This window comes from Enterobacter cloacae complex sp. I2, from assembly GCF_014896205.1.
GTDB lineage: Bacteria > Pseudomonadota > Gammaproteobacteria > Enterobacterales > Enterobacteriaceae > Enterobacter > Enterobacter quasihormaechei.
Window position 1 is genome coordinate 155,253 of sequence record NZ_JADBRA010000005.1, and the last position, 14,093, is coordinate 169,345.

At 57.1% G+C, this 14,093-nt stretch carries 15 protein-coding genes; 2 read left to right on the top strand and 13 right to left on the bottom strand.

The genetic code is table 11. The annotated features are described in order from the left end of the window. Positions 1-235: 235 nt before the first annotated feature. From nth to blr, 10 genes are all read right to left on the bottom strand, one after another. Positions 236-871: an endonuclease III gene (gene nth, locus IM300_RS06155; protein WP_047733674.1), complete on the bottom strand. Its 636-nt coding sequence runs from the start codon at positions 869-871 to the stop codon at positions 236-238. Further along, positions 868-1,554, bottom strand: a complete 687-nt coding sequence (locus IM300_RS06160; RefSeq protein WP_063448911.1) for an electron transport complex subunit E — start codon at positions 1,552-1,554, stop codon at positions 868-870. The genes nth and IM300_RS06160 overlap by 4 nt, the downstream gene beginning before the upstream one ends. Positions 1,555-1,556: 2 nt before the next feature. Beyond that, positions 1,557-2,177 (bottom strand): electron transport complex subunit RsxG, encoded by a 621-nt coding sequence (gene rsxG, locus IM300_RS06165; RefSeq protein ID WP_131636783.1) that lies wholly within the window; start codon positions 2,175-2,177, stop codon positions 1,557-1,559. A 10-nt stretch (positions 2,178-2,187) separates the two neighbouring features. Further along, positions 2,188-3,240: an electron transport complex subunit RsxD gene (rsxD, locus tag IM300_RS06170; RefSeq protein ID WP_107535226.1), complete on the bottom strand. Its 1,053-nt coding sequence runs from the start codon at positions 3,238-3,240 to the stop codon at positions 2,188-2,190. Further along, the gene (gene rsxC / locus IM300_RS06175; protein WP_193035724.1) at positions 3,241-5,262 is read right to left on the bottom strand and encodes an electron transport complex subunit RsxC; all 2,022 of its coding nucleotides are present in this window, start codon (positions 5,260-5,262) and stop codon (positions 3,241-3,243) included. Further along, on the bottom strand, positions 5,255-5,833 hold the full coding sequence (gene rsxB / locus IM300_RS06180) for an electron transport complex subunit RsxB (RefSeq protein ID WP_193035726.1): 579 nt from the start codon (positions 5,831-5,833) through the stop codon (positions 5,255-5,257). The genes rsxC and rsxB overlap by 8 nt, the downstream gene beginning before the upstream one ends. Then, the gene (gene rsxA / locus IM300_RS06185; RefSeq protein WP_022647920.1) at positions 5,833-6,414 is read right to left on the bottom strand and encodes an electron transport complex subunit RsxA; all 582 of its coding nucleotides are present in this window, start codon (positions 6,412-6,414) and stop codon (positions 5,833-5,835) included. Before rsxA ends, rsxB begins: the two co-directional genes overlap by 1 nt. Before the next feature lie 76 nt (positions 6,415-6,490). After that, the gene (locus tag IM300_RS06190; protein WP_017693547.1) at positions 6,491-6,931 is read right to left on the bottom strand and encodes a DUF2569 domain-containing protein; all 441 of its coding nucleotides are present in this window, start codon (positions 6,929-6,931) and stop codon (positions 6,491-6,493) included. 85 nt (positions 6,932-7,016) lie between these two features. Continuing rightward, positions 7,017-7,232: a transcription modulator YdgT gene (gene ydgT, locus IM300_RS06195; protein WP_000217941.1), complete on the bottom strand. Its 216-nt coding sequence runs from the start codon at positions 7,230-7,232 to the stop codon at positions 7,017-7,019. Between the two features lie 229 nt (positions 7,233-7,461). After that, on the bottom strand, positions 7,462-7,587 hold the full coding sequence (gene blr / locus IM300_RS06200; protein WP_151884424.1) for a division septum protein Blr: 126 nt from the start codon (positions 7,585-7,587) through the stop codon (positions 7,462-7,464). Positions 7,588-7,826: 239 nt separating this feature from the next. Here blr and IM300_RS06205 point away from each other — a divergent pair, with 239 nt between their 5' ends. Beyond that, positions 7,827-8,867, top strand: a complete 1,041-nt coding sequence (locus IM300_RS06205; RefSeq protein ID WP_193035728.1) for an oxidoreductase — start codon at positions 7,827-7,829, stop codon at positions 8,865-8,867. 54 nt (positions 8,868-8,921) lie between these two features. Here the strand turns inward: IM300_RS06205 and add are convergent, their stop codons facing one another. From add to malX, 3 genes are all read right to left on the bottom strand, one after another. Next, on the bottom strand, positions 8,922-9,923 hold the full coding sequence (add, locus tag IM300_RS06210) for an adenosine deaminase (RefSeq protein ID WP_063448903.1): 1,002 nt from the start codon (positions 9,921-9,923) through the stop codon (positions 8,922-8,924). 96 nt (positions 9,924-10,019) lie between these two features. Next, entirely contained in the window at positions 10,020-11,192 is a 1,173-nt protein-coding gene (locus IM300_RS06215; RefSeq protein WP_193035730.1) for a MalY/PatB family protein, read from the bottom strand. 49 nt (positions 11,193-11,241) lie between these two features. Next, complete coding sequence (malX, locus tag IM300_RS06220) at positions 11,242-12,834, bottom strand: maltose/glucose-specific PTS transporter subunit IIBC (RefSeq protein WP_063866957.1); 1,593 nt, start codon at positions 12,832-12,834, stop codon at positions 11,242-11,244. 179 nt (positions 12,835-13,013) lie between these two features. Between malX and IM300_RS06225 the strand changes: the two genes are divergently transcribed. Next, the gene (locus IM300_RS06225) at positions 13,014-14,042 is read left to right on the top strand and encodes a Mal regulon transcriptional regulator MalI (RefSeq protein ID WP_112792992.1); all 1,029 of its coding nucleotides are present in this window, start codon (positions 13,014-13,016) and stop codon (positions 14,040-14,042) included. The last annotated feature ends 51 nt before the right edge of the window (positions 14,043-14,093 follow it).

Genomic DNA, 14,093 nt, shown 5'->3' on the forward strand with positions numbered 1-14,093 from the left:
AGGGGTCGGAAGGGTTTTAATAACAAAAATCCAACATCAGGTTATCAGAGTGATCGCGATCACAGATGTATAGAAATTTTTGGTGATGAAAAAACTATTAACCTGTTTGAGTGTTAAATGACCGAAGAATCGACAAGGCTTAATGTAAAAAGAGAGGGCAATTTTCGGTCAACGGAGATGATATCAGAGCCCTTATTAAACTTAAGGGCTTAGACATGTAAAAGGGGTTGACCACTCAGGAATAGACTTTTTCTTTGTACTCACACAGATCTTCGATGATGCAGGAGCCGCAGCGTGGCTTACGTGCAATGCAGGTATAGCGCCCGTGAAGGATCAGCCAGTGGTGGCAGTCCACCTTAAACTCCGCAGGAACCACCTTTAACAGCTTCTCTTCAACCTCTTCGACGTTCTTGCCCGGCGCGAACCGGGTGCGGTTAGAGACGCGGAAGATATGGGTGTCCACGGCGATCGTCGGCCAGCCAAATGCCGTGTTCAGCACCACATTTGCCGTTTTCCGCCCGACGCCCGGCAACGCTTCCAGCGCAGCGCGATCTTCCGGTACTTCACCGCCGTGTTGCTCCAGCAGGATCCGGCAGGTCTTAATGACGTTTTCGGCCTTGCTGTTAAACAGGCCGATGGTCTTGATATAGGATTTCACCCCTTCAACGCCCAGCTCCAGCATGGCCTGGGGCGTATTGGCGACAGGGTAGAGCAGGGCCGTTGCTTTGTTGACGCTCACGTCAGTGGCCTGCGCGGAGAGCAGCACCGCGATCAGCAATTCAAACGGCGAGTTAAAATTCAGCTCCGTCGTTGGATGAGGGTTCTCATCGCGCAGGCGCGTGAGGATCGCTATGCGTTTCTCTTTATTCATGCTGCTTTCTCGGGGATCCCTTCCTGTACGCTGCGTTCAGCGGCGCGGCGCTTACGTTTTTCATCAATCAGGTATTTTAACGCCAGCATCATCCCAAGGCCAATGAAGGCTCCCGGGGGCAGCATCGCCAGCAGGAACGGGGTGTCCGTATGGAACACCTCAATACGCAGCGACTTCGCCCAGCCGCCAAGCAGCGCGTCAGCACCGTCAAAGAGCGTGCCGTTGCCCAAAATTTCACGCACGGAGCCGAGAACAAACATGGCGGCAGTGGCGCCCATGCCGATCGAAAACCCATCCAGCGCGGAGATGGCCGGGTTGTTTTTCACCGCAAAGGCTTCAGCGCGGCCAACGACGATACAGTTGGTCACGATAAGGGGAATGAAAATCCCGAGGGACTGGTACAGGCCAAATGCGTAGGCGTTAATCAGCATTTGCACGACGCTGACTACCGACGCAATGATCATGACATAAATCGGAATACGGATTTCCGACGGCGTCCAGCGGCGCAAAACAGAAATTGAGAAGTTGGTCAGGGTCAGCACCAGCGTGGTCGCCAGCCCCAGTCCGAGCGCGTTGGTGGCGGTAGACGTCACCGCCAGCAGCGGGCACAACCCCAGCAGCTGTACCAGTGCCGAGTTGTTTTTCCAGAGTCCCTGGACGATAACCTCTTTAACCTGGCTCATGGTCACTCCTCACAGGCGGAAAGGTGATTGATCTGCGCGGGCAGCGTTTCGGCATATAGCCCGGCACGTTTGACGGCGTTAACTACCGCGCGAGGCGTAATCGTGGCGCCGGTGAACTGGTCAAACTCGCCGCCATCTTTTTTCACCGCGAAAGCGGGATCGTCCTCGCCGTGAATCATCTTCCCGGCGAAGTGTAAAATCCAGTCGCTTAAGCGGGTTTCAATTTTGTCGCCAAGGCCCGGCGTTTCGTGATGTTCCGTCACGCGCGTGCCCAGCACGGTGCCGGAAAAATCACTGCCCACAAGCAGCTGAATCGCGCCGGAGTAACCGTCCGGCGCGGTGGCTTCCATGACGGCACCCACCGGGCTATCGCCCTTACGGGCAATATAAACGCGGTGTGCCCCTTTACCGAGCTGGGGGGCCTGCACAACAAAGCAGCTTTTTTGCAGATCGTTATCATAGAGATCTGATGGGATCACCTGATCGAACAGCGCTTTTTGCTGCTTGATTGCCTGCTCTTCAATGGTGTTTTTCGTCAGTTCGTTCACCAGCGCGGTCATTCCGGTGAGGGCGGCGGCGAAGATCGCCAGCGTGACGCCGTGTTTTTGCATTGTCTTTAGCATGGCGTGACCCTTAGCGATGGCCGTACACGCGCGGACGCGTGTAGTAGTCGATGAGCGGAACGGTGATATTCGCCAGCAGCACGGCAAAAGCCACGCCGTCCGGATAGCCGCCAAAGCTGCGAATGAGCCAGACCATCAGGCCCGCCAGCGCGCCGAAAATCAGACGGCCACGGTTTGTGGTGGAGGCGGTGACCGGATCGGTCAGAATGAAGAATGCCCCGAGCATGGTCGCGCCGGAGAGCAGATGGAGCTGCGGGCTGGCCAGTGAATCCGGTGAAATAACCCAGCCGAGCGTCGAGCAGACGGCCAGCGTCACCAGGAAGCTCACCGGTATATGCCAGCGGATCGCTTTTTGTTGCAGCAGGAAGGCGCCGCCCAGGAGGTAGGCCAGATTGACCCACTGCCAGCCAGCGCCCGCCAGCACGCCGCTGAAAATGGAGGATTTCATCACCTGCTCAACGCTGTGACCGGCGCGCAGGGAGGTTTTGAAGGTATCAAGCGGGGTGGCCTGGCTGATACCGTCCACGCCCATGCGAAGCGCGTTCATATCCGCGCCCAGCGCGGTGTGGCCGGTAAAGATAACGTGCAGGGCATCCATAAAGCCGGGCACGGTGGCGGCGATCTCATGCGGCGGCAGCCAGCTGGTCATCTGTACCGGGAAGGAGATCAGCAGCACCACGTAGCCAATCATCGCCGGGTTAAACGGATTATGGCCCAGCCCGCCGTACAGCTGTTTAGCGATAATCACCGCAAATACCGTCCCCAGCACCACCATCCACCACGGGGCGAACGGCGGAATGCTGATGGCCAGCAGCAGACCGGTCAACAGGGCAGAGTTATCGCTCAGGATGCGCGTGACGTCCATTTTGCGCAGCTTCAGGATCGCGGCTTCTGCTGCAACGGCGCTGGCACAACCCAGAATCAACTGGAAAAGCGTACCCCAGCCGAAAAACCAACACTGAACGGCAATACCTGGCAGCGCGGCCAGGCACACCAGCATCATAATACGCGATGTCTGGCGCTGGTTATGGGTATACGGGGAACTTGCAATTCTGAAAACCATTTAATCCTCGTTAACGGCTTGCTGCGCGGCTTTCTTTGCCTGAACGCGCGCAATCGCGGCGGCGACTGCGGCTTTGCGTGGATCGTCGTTAGCGGCCGCAGGCAGGTCGTCCTGCTGCGCCGCTTTTCGTGCTTTCGCGCGGGCGATGGCCGCTTCAACGGCGGCTTTACGCGGGTCGACGGGCGCTTCACTCTCTTCGGCAGGCTGACTCTGCGCTGCTTTACGTGCTTTGGCGCGGGCAATAGCCGCTTCCACGGCCGCCTTGCGCGGATCCGTCGCTTCCTGTTCAACCACTACCGACTGCTGTCCGGCTTTGCGGGCTTTTGCACGGGCGATAGCCGCCTCAACCGCCGCTTTACGCGGGTCGATGTCGGCTTCCGGTTTGGCGTTTTGCGCTTTCTCCGCCTGACGCGCGCGCGCTTCGGCTTTACGCGCTTCGCGGGCCGCAATCGCTTCGCTGTTGTCCGGCTTCTGTCCCGCCACGATCGCTACCGCCTGGGCGGCAGTGGCTTTTTTCTCGCGCACGCGGGCCAGGGCTGCGTTAATGGCGTCCTGATCTTTGGCCGCAGGCTGCACGGCGGCCTGCTTATGCCGTTCCTGACGGGCTTGTTTCTCGCGCTCCAGTCGCGCCTGGCGCGCTTCAAATCGGGCCTTCGCTTCAGCGGCACGTTTTTCTTCCATGGAGATCGCGTAGATTTCGGCTTTCTCCTGACGGAAGTACTGCACCAGCGGAATATTGCTTGGGCAGACCCAGGCGCAGGCACCGCATTCAATACAGTCTGCCAGGTTGTGCGCCTGAGCTTTATCGTGCAGTTGGCCTTTGCTGTACCAGTATAGCTGCTGCGGCAGCAAATCTGCCGGACACGCGTCCGCGCAGGCGCTACAGCGGATGCAGCCTTTCTCTTCCTGCGTTTCGCCCATCTCCGATGGGGAAGGGGCCAGCAGGCAGTTGGTAATCTTCACTACCGGCACGTCGAGCCACGGCAGGGTAAAGCCCATCAGCGGGCCGCCCATAATGACCATCTGATCGCTTCCCGGGCAAAAGTCCGCCTGTTCAAGCAGATGACGTACCGGCGTACCCAGACGCGCCCAGACGTTACCGGGACGGGAAACGGACTCGCCGGTCAGCGTGACGACGCGTTCGGTCAACGGCTCACCGTCGATGACCGCACGCTTCACCGCGTAAGCGGTACCCACGTTTTGCATCAGCACGCCGATGTCGGACGAACGGCCCCCGTGGGGTACCTGTTTACCGGTCAGGATCTGCGTCAGCTGCTTTGCCCCGCCGGACGGGTATTTCGTCGGGATCACGCGAAGACCAATATCATGGCTGTCGGCCAGCACCGCGCGCAGCATCGAAATGGCCTGCGGTTTATTGTCCTCAATACCAATCAGCACGTCACGGGGTTGCAGAATATGCGCAAGGATGCGAATACCTTCCACCACCTGCGCCGCGCAGTCCTGCATCAGACGGTCATCGGCGGTAATGTACGGTTCGCACTCGGCGGCGTTGATAATCAGCGTTTCGATTTTATCGCCGCCGCCGTGCAGCTTGACGCCGGTCGGGAAGCCAGCGCCCCCGAGACCCGCCACGCCGAACTGATGAATGCGTGCAATCAACTCTTCACGGCTGCGGGCGCGGTAATCGCTCCAGCCGTCACGATCGATCCAGCGGTCTTCGCCATCGGCTTCAATGATGACGCTTAGCTCAGACAACGCCGACGGGTGGGCAACGGTATGGGGGGCAATGGATACCACCTTACCGGAAGTCGGGGCATGTATCGGCAACATCCGTCCGCGACCAAAGGTCAGCGGCTGCCCGCGAAGAACGCTATCGCCTTCCTTCACGCACAGTTCACCCTCAGCGCCAATGTGCTGTTTTAGGGGCATAACGTAACGGGTCGCCAGCGGGATCTGGCGCAGCGGCGTGCCGTTAGACTGCGATTTCATTTCCGGCGGATGAATACCGCCATCGAAATCCCAGATCTTCTCTTTTCTGAAAGCAGAAAATAACTTAAGCATGTTGTTCCACAGGAATATTGCGAACCGGAATGGTCTGAAGATCCCACTTCCAGTTTTCGGTAGTCGTTTCAACCGGGCGTAGTTCTATACACTGCGTCGGGCAGGGCGCCACGCAGAGATTACAACCGGTGCACAGATCCGCCACAACGGTGTGCATCGCGCGCGTAGCGCCCACAATGGCGTCTACGGGACACGCCTGAATACATTTGGTGCAGCCGATGCAGTTGGCTTCGTCGATCACAGCAAGAGCACGGACGGGCTCCTGCGCCTGTTCATCGCCGTCGACAGGCTGCGGATCGACGTTAAGCAGCGCGGCAATTTTAAGCATGACGGCTTCGCCACCCGGCGCGCAGCGGTTGATCTTTTCTCCCTGCACGCCCACCGCCTCAGCGTAAGGGCGACAGCCAGGGTAGCCGCACTGCCCGCACTGGCTTTGCGGTAAAAGCTCATCAATTTTTTCAACAACCGGATCGTCCTCCACCGCAAAACGGCGGGAGGCATAACCCAGAATGACGCCAAAGACGAGTCCCAGTACGCTGATGGACGCGATGGCAATCCAGATAGCACTCATTACAACTTCACCAGACCACTAAAGCCCATAAAGGCCAGAGACATTAAACCGGCGGTCACCAGGGCGATGGCGTTACCGCGAAACGGCGCGGGAATATCCGCCGCTGCCAGACGTTCGCGAATCGACGCGAACAGGACCATAACAAAAGAGAAACCGACCGCCGCGGAAAAACCGTACAGCGCCGACTGCATGAAATTATGCCCAAGGTTGATGTTGAGCAGCGCCACCCCCAGCACCGCACAGTTAGTGGTGATGAGCGGCAGAAAGATGCCCAGCAGACGATACAGGGCAGGGCTGGTTTTTCTCACAACCATTTCGGTAAACTGCACCACGACCGCGATGACCAGGATAAAGGACAAGGTGCGCAGGTAAAGCATGTCCAGCGGGATCAGGATCCAGGTGTCAATCAGCCATGCGCAAATGGAGGCCATCGTCATCACGAAGGTGGTGGCCAGCCCCATGCCCATTGCCGTCTCCAGCTTTTTGGAGACGCCCATAAACGGGCACAGGCCAAGGAACTTCACCAGTACGAAGTTATTAACCAGCACAGTTCCGACAAAGAGCAGTAAGTAATCGGTCATTATTTAGCCTGAAATAAAATAGCCGCCTATTATCGGATAAACGACAACAGGCCACAACAGGTTAACTGTAAGGTTATTACGGGTTAACGAAGGTCTTCTTAACGCGCGTCGAACGCTTGAAATAGGGCACCAGAAGCGCCGTTGCCAGCAGCGGAAACAGGAGCTGGCGAACCGCCAGCGCGTCAGACACTGGCGAAAAAGCGAACGCTTTAACGGCCAGCAGTACGGAGACAAGCAGCCAGATAATATAATGTTTCGGCACGTTTTTGCGGCGCTTAAAGAAGGCGATGGTCAGCCACAGCGTGTAGTACCACATCGCGATCGCGAAAACGAACGACACAAACCACGTTGCAATATTAAGCGCACTCTGGGACATCAGCGTCTGAATAGCATGAGGCGTAACCAGTGCGGTGGTGTAAAGCAACAGCGCCAGCGATGCGCTTAATAGTGCCACCAGCAGCCATGCCAGCGGGGCGATTAACCAGCCCCCAATTCGTTCTCCAGGCAATGCGGTCATACGCTCTCCCATAGTCTGCGCGAAATGTTATACAGAAATTTGCAGGGCGGAGAGTATATAACATTTCGCGCCGAAGGCTACTTTCTTATACAACGTAACGCCAGACGGACTTAGGCACTTCCCCCACGTTGAACAGACGACCGCCGGAGACGAGTTCGGCGCGACGATGGTCAGCAGCGCGGTACATATTGATGATGTCCTGATTATCCGACAGCGTGTAGTTCAGATGGTCAAACAGTTTTTCCAGGCTTTCAAGGGAATTGATCTTGCGAAATTTTAATAAATAGTCCTGAACTGTCATATTAATAAGTTTCCATATAAAAGGGTAATACCCATAAAGGTAATGCGTTCGAATAATAAACGGATTAATAAAGACGTAAACTGTCCACTCGGGTAACGCGACGAAATTAGGAGTTTTCTTTGCGAAGAATCAGGCATCAGCAGATGCCTGGAAGAGAAGGGTAACCCCGTTCATTACGGCTGGCAATACGTACCATAACGTAATGTGTCACGCTTTATGACGATATGGCTTACTTTTGTTGTGCGACAGTGACGGGCTCCGGCGGCTGGTAGTTATCGATATGGCTGGCAATGCCAAGCAACACGACCGAAACCCCAAGGACAATCCATCCCGCTAATTCAATGATTCGATTAATTATTGACGTCATAATTTGTGTTTGTAATTTATCCATAAATACAGATTACAAATGTTACAGCGCCCTTTTCTCCAGAGCAAGCGCTTTGGGAACGATTCCCGGGACAATATGTCTCCTTTAATGCGGCGTTACAAAAAAACGTTTCCACGGGATGCTATTTTAACGCACAGGGCACATTATTAATCTGTGCGATAAGCACAGGGCCAGTGATAAATAAGCGCACAGCGAGGGGGCATACGATGAGTGAAAACATCCGCGTCGGTCTTATTGGCTACGGGTACGCAAGTAAAACCTTTCATGCACCTCTGATTGCCGGCACGCCGGGCATGGCGCTGGCGGCTATTTCAAGCAGCGATGAAGCCAAAGTCCACGCCGACTGGCCCACCGTGCCGGTGGTGACGGAGCCTAAGCATCTGTTTAACGATCCTAATATTGACCTTATTGTTATCCCTACCCCTAACGACACCCACTTCCCGCTGGCGAAAGCGGCGCTGGAGGCGGGTAAACACGTTGTCGTCGATAAGCCCTTTACCGTGACGTTGTCACAGGCGCGCGAGCTGGACGCGCTGGCGCGAAGCCTGGGGCGGTTATTGTCGGTCTTTCACAACCGGCGCTGGGACAGCGATTTCCTGACGGTGAAAGCGCTGCTGAGCGAAGGCACGCTCGGCGAAATTGCCTATTTTGAATCGCACTTCGATCGTTATCGTCCGCAGGTGCGGGACCGCTGGCGCGAGCAGGCGGGGCCGGGCAGCGGCATCTGGTATGACTTAGCGCCGCATCTGCTCGATCAGGCCGTCCATCTGTTTGGTCTGCCCGTGAGCATGACGGTCGATTTAGCGCAGCTCAGGCCGGGCGCAGAGACAACCGACTATTTTCACGCCATTTTAAGCTATCCTCAGCGCCGCATCGTGCTGCACGGGACAATGCTTGCGGCTGCGGAATCGGCCCGCTATATCCTTCACGGGGCGCGCGGCAGCTACGTGAAGTTCGGCCTGGATCCCCAGGAAGAGCGCCTCAAAAATGGCGAACGCTTGCCGCAGGAGGACTGGGGCTACGACATGCGGGACGGGGTGGTGACGCGTGCGGAGGGCGAGACGCTGATTGAGGAAACGGTGTTGACCCTGCCGGGGAATTACCCGGCCTACTACGCTGCAATCCGTGACGCGCTGAACGGTTCAGGTGAAAATCCGGTTCCGGCGAGCCAGGCCATCCAGATTATGGAGCTCATCGAGCTGGGGATCGAATCTGCCAGACATCGCGCCACGCTCTGTCTGGCATAGGTGTTAAATACTTTTGTAGGCCGGGTAAGGCGTAGCCGCCACCCGGCAAAGGGTTTATGCGGTCGCCACCTTATCCCGAAGCGCCTGTTTCTCTTCTGGCGTCAGGAAGGCAATTTCCAGCCCGTTGATTTGTGCCTGACGGATCTGCTCGCGGCTCAGTCCGGCCTGCGGTGCGGCGACAGTGTATTCATGAATGATATCCACGCCCTGAACGGCCGGATCGTCCGTGTTCAGTGAAGCGAGAACCCCATGTTCCAGGAAGGTTTTCAGCGGGTGTTGCGCCAGCGATGCGACCGTACTGGTCTGAATATTGGAGGTCAGGCAGGATTCAATCCCGATACGTTGCTCTGCGAGGAAATCCATCAGCGCACGGTCTTCAATCGCCTTCACGCCGTGACCGATACGTTCTGCACCCAGCTCACGAATGGCCTGCCAGATGCTTTCCGGCCCTGCGGCTTCACCCGCATGAACGGTAATGTGCCAGCCGGCATCACGTGCGCGGTTGAAATGAGACAGGAACAGGCTGCCCGGGAAGCCCAGCTCGTCACCGGCGAGGTCGATGGCGGTGATCTGGTCGCGATGCGCCAGTAACGCCTCCAGCTCCTGAAGACAGGCCGCTTCACCAAAGGTACGGCTCATAATGCCGATTAAACGCGCCTGAACGTCAAAGGTTTTGCAGCCTTCACGCACGCCTTCAATGACCGCTTCAACCACGCCCGCCACGGGCAGGTTGTGGGTCATCGCCATATAGCCCGGGGAGAAACGCAGCTCGACATAGTGCAGGCCGTTGCGTGCGGCATCTTCGATGTTTTCAAAGGCGACACGGCGACAGGCATCGAGCGAGGCCAGCATCTTCACGCCCCAGTCGAGCTTGCTCAGGAAACTCACCAGATCCGGCTCGTTCGACGTGACCTGGACATGGGGGATCAGGGTTTCAAGCGTTTCAGCAGGAAGCGTCAAGTTGAACTGGCGGCCAAGATCGAGAATGGTTTGGGCACGAATGTTGCCGTCAAGGTGGCGGTGAATATCGGTTAAAGGCAGGCGTGTATCAATCATGGTCGCACTCTTTGCTGGTTAAAGTGCGCCATATTATAAAAACAAAACGGGGTAAAAAGCTATTTGCGCAAGGGAATATTCCGTTGCGCAAATAATTTACAGCAGCGTGTTGATGCCCGCGATGAGGCGCTGAACGCCCTGTTCAAGCTTACTACGGGGGCAACCCGCATTCAGACGAACGTAGCCTGTTCCTTCTGCTCCATAGGTATATCCCGGCATGATGGCCACTTTTTGCTGCTCAATCAGCACCTTTTGCAGCGTATTGTCGTCAATACCGAGCGGGCTGAGGTCGATCCAGGCGAGATAGGTAGCCTCAGGCGGTTGCCAGCTGAGTGCCGGAAAGGCGGTATTCAGTTCGTCAGCAATATAGCGCAGATTTTCTTCAAGATATGCCCGCAGCGCATCCAGCCAGGGTTCGCCCTGCCGGTAAGCCGCAATGTGTGCGGTCAGTGCCAGCACGGAAGGAGAAGAGAGCCCGTCCCGGCCTTTTAATGCATTCAGATAGGCGTTATGGCTGTCGTTATCGGCGATGAGCCCGTAGGCGCCCGTCAGCGCCGGAATGTTGAAGCTTTTGGATCCCGAGGTCAGCAGCGCCCATTTGCCACTCGCCACCTCATTCCAGGGCGTATGGCGATGCGTTCCCCATACCATATCCATATGAATTTCGTCGCTGATTACTGCCACATCGTATCGTCTGCAAAGCGCCGCCATTGTGGCCAGCTCGTCCCGCGTCCACACTTTGCCGGTCGGGTTTTGCGGGCTACACAGCAGCAAAATCGTGTTTTCCGGTTTTGCCAGCGCCGCTTCCAGCGCGGCCATATTGCCGTCCCAGCCATGCACCGTTTTCTGCATCGGCACGGAAACAACGTTACGCTGGTTGCCGTCGACCGCTTTGTAAAACGCATCATAAGCCGGAGTATGAACCACCACGCCGTCGCCAGGCGAGGACCAGATGCGGATCAGCTCAGAGACCATATAAATAACCGACGGTCCATACACCACGGTTTCGCTATCAATCTGACTGTTAAAGCGTTGCCGGAACCAGTGCGCTACGGCGGCCAGGAAGTCGTCATTTTTCCAGCGACTGTAGCCAAACACCCCGTGGTTAATTCGCTGGTGCAGCGCTTCGGTAATGCAGGGGGCGGTGGCAAAATCCATATCAGAGATGGTGAAGGGCAGCAGGTCGGCAGCGCCAAAACGGTCGGCGACATAATCCCACTGGGTACACCAGGTGCCGTGTCGATCCACGACGGTAGAAAAATCAAACATGACGGTGCTCCGTAAAGTAAAACCCCCTCATGACGAGGGGGGCGAGGCATCAGGCTTCGACGGTTCGCATCAGGGTTGCCAGCTCATCCTTCACTGACTGAACCTGCGGGCCAATGACTACCTGCAAATTGTGTTGATTTAACTGTACCACGCCGATAGCCCGGTTAGCTTTAAGGGCGTTGGTGTCCACTTTCGACATGTCTGCCACCGACAGGCGCAGGCGGGTGATGCAGTTATCCAGAGAGGTGATGTTATCCGCACCGCCGAGCGCCGCCAGAATAGCCGGCGTGTTATAGCCGGATTTACCCACGGTTCCGGCTACCGCCTGTTCAACGCTGGTGGCCGTATCGGCATCGCGGCCTGGCGTTTTCAGGTTAAAGCGGGTGATGGCGAAGCGGAAGATCCCGTAGTACACCGCAAACCAGATGGCCGCCACTACCGGCACCAGATACCACTTGGTGGACAGGCCGTGCAGGATACCGAACACCACGAAGTCGATCACGTTGCCGTCGGTATTGCCGATGGTGACGCCCAGCACCGCCATCACGGTGAAGCCCAGGCCGGTCAGCACGGCGTGAATGAGGTACAGCACCGGCGCAACGAACAGGAACAGGAACTCGATAGGCTCGGTAGTGCCGCCTACGACGCAGGCGATCACGCCGGAAATCAGCAGGCCTTTAATTTTATGACGGTTTTCCGGACGGGCGCAGTGGTACATCGCCAGCGCCGCGCCCGGCAGACCGCCGAGGAAGGCAGGCATTTTGCCCTGTGACAGGAAACGGGTCGCGCTTTCAGAGAAGCCGTGCGTGGTTGGGCAGCTCAGCTGCGCCTGGAAGATGGTCAGCGCGCCGCTCACGGAGTGGCCGCAGACGTCCATGGTGCCGCCCGCTTCGGTAAAGCGGATCAGGGCAACCAGAATGTGCTGTAGGCCGAACGGCAGCAGCAGACGTTCGCCCGTGCCGAAAATCATCGGTCCGAAATCACCCGCGCCGTTGATAATGCGGCCAATACCGGCAATCCCCATCGCAAAAACGGGCCAAATCAGGGGGATAATCAGGCCAAACAGCCCCATCACAACCAGCGTAATAATTGGCACAAAGCGGGTGCCGCCGAAGAAGGCCAGCGCATCGGGCAGACGGATGTTGTGAAAGCGCTCGTGCAGCATCCAGATGATCACCCCGGCGATCACGGCTCCCAGGATCCCGGTGTCGATGGACTGTATGCCGATCACGCTCTGAATGTTATTGGCTTTCAGTACGGCCGCGTCGGTGGTCGGCAGTATGCCTTTCGCGGTCAGCCAGAAGTTAACCGCAAGGTTCATCACCGCATAGCCCACGAAGCCCGCAAAGGCCGCCACGCCTTTATTTTCGCGCGCCAGGCCCAGAGGGATGGCGATACAGAACATCACCGGCAGGAAACTGAAGGCAAACGATCCGACCTTGCTCATCCAGATGAAGATCGCCTGAAGTACCGGATTTCCCAGGAAAGGGATCAGGGTAATGACATCGTGGCTGCTTAACGAACTGCCGATCCCCAGCATGATCCCGCAAAAGGAGAGAAGTGCCACGGGCAGCATAAAGGTCTTACCCAGTTGCTGGAAAAACTCCCACAGCGATATTTTTTGTGCTGCTTTCGTCGTCATAAAACGACTCCTTAAATGGTAGAAAGAGATTTAACGGCCTCGATGCAGCGAGAAGATAAAACGTTTTATCAAACTTTAGTGCGCGCTAAATCACATTCTCAGGCTTTTACTGGTAGTATAAAGATAACGTATTGATAAAACGTTTTAGCGTTCTCATTATCAGGGAGTCACGCCACCACATGGCTGTAGCGAAAAAGATCACCATCAACGATGTCGCGCTGGCGGCGGGGGTTTCCGTCAGCACCGTTTCGCTGGTACTGAGCGGAAAGGGGCGCATCTCTCCTGCAACGGGTCAGCGCGTCAACGAGGCCGTTGAGCAGCTGGGCTTTGTGCGAAATCGCCAGGCGTCGGCGCTGCGCGGCGGGCAAAGCGGGGTGATAGGGCTGATCGTTCGCGACCTCACCTCGCCGTTTTATGCAGAACTGACCGCGGGGCTTACCGAGGCGCTTGAAGCGCAGGGGCGAATGGTGTTTCTGCTCCACGGTGGGCGCGAACCGGAGCAGCTGCTCTCCAGGCTGGATATGCTGCTGACGCAAGGGGTGGATGGGGTGATAGTGGCCGGTGCGTCCGGCGTGGGCAGCGAACTCTGTGAGCGCGCCGCGCAGAAAGGCGTACCGCTGGTGTTTGCGTCGCGCGCCAGCTATCTCGACGAAGCCGATACCCTTCGCCCGGATAACATGCAGGCCGCGCAAATGCTGACCGAACATCTTATTCATCGCGGCCATCAGCGTATCGCCTGGCTCGGTGGTAAAAGCTCGTCCCTCACGCGTGCCGAGCGGGTGGGCGGTTACTGCTCCACGCTCATCAAATACGGCCTACCGTTTCACAGCGAATGGGTGGTGGAGTGCGAATCCAGCCAGAAGAAAGCCGCAGAAGCCATCGGCACGTTGCTCCGCACCAGCCCGACAATCAGCGCGGTGATTTGCTATAACGATGTGATTGCGATGGGGGCGTGGTTCGGCTTGATCCGCGCCGGACGCCAGAGCGGTGAGGGCGGGGTAGAAACCTTCTTTGGTCACCAGGTGGCGCTCGGGGCGTTTGCCGATGTGGGTGAAAATGCGCTGGACGATCTCCCCATCGTCTGGGCGACGACGCCGGCTCGTGAAATGGGGTACACCCTCGCGGACAGGATCATGCAGCGGATCGAGAAGGCGGACGTACAGGCCGGGCATCAGATTGTGGCGGCGCGGTTAGTGACGGTGAAGTGACGCAGGCTCAGAATCGTAGGCCGGGTAAGGCGTAGCCGCCACCCGGCAATA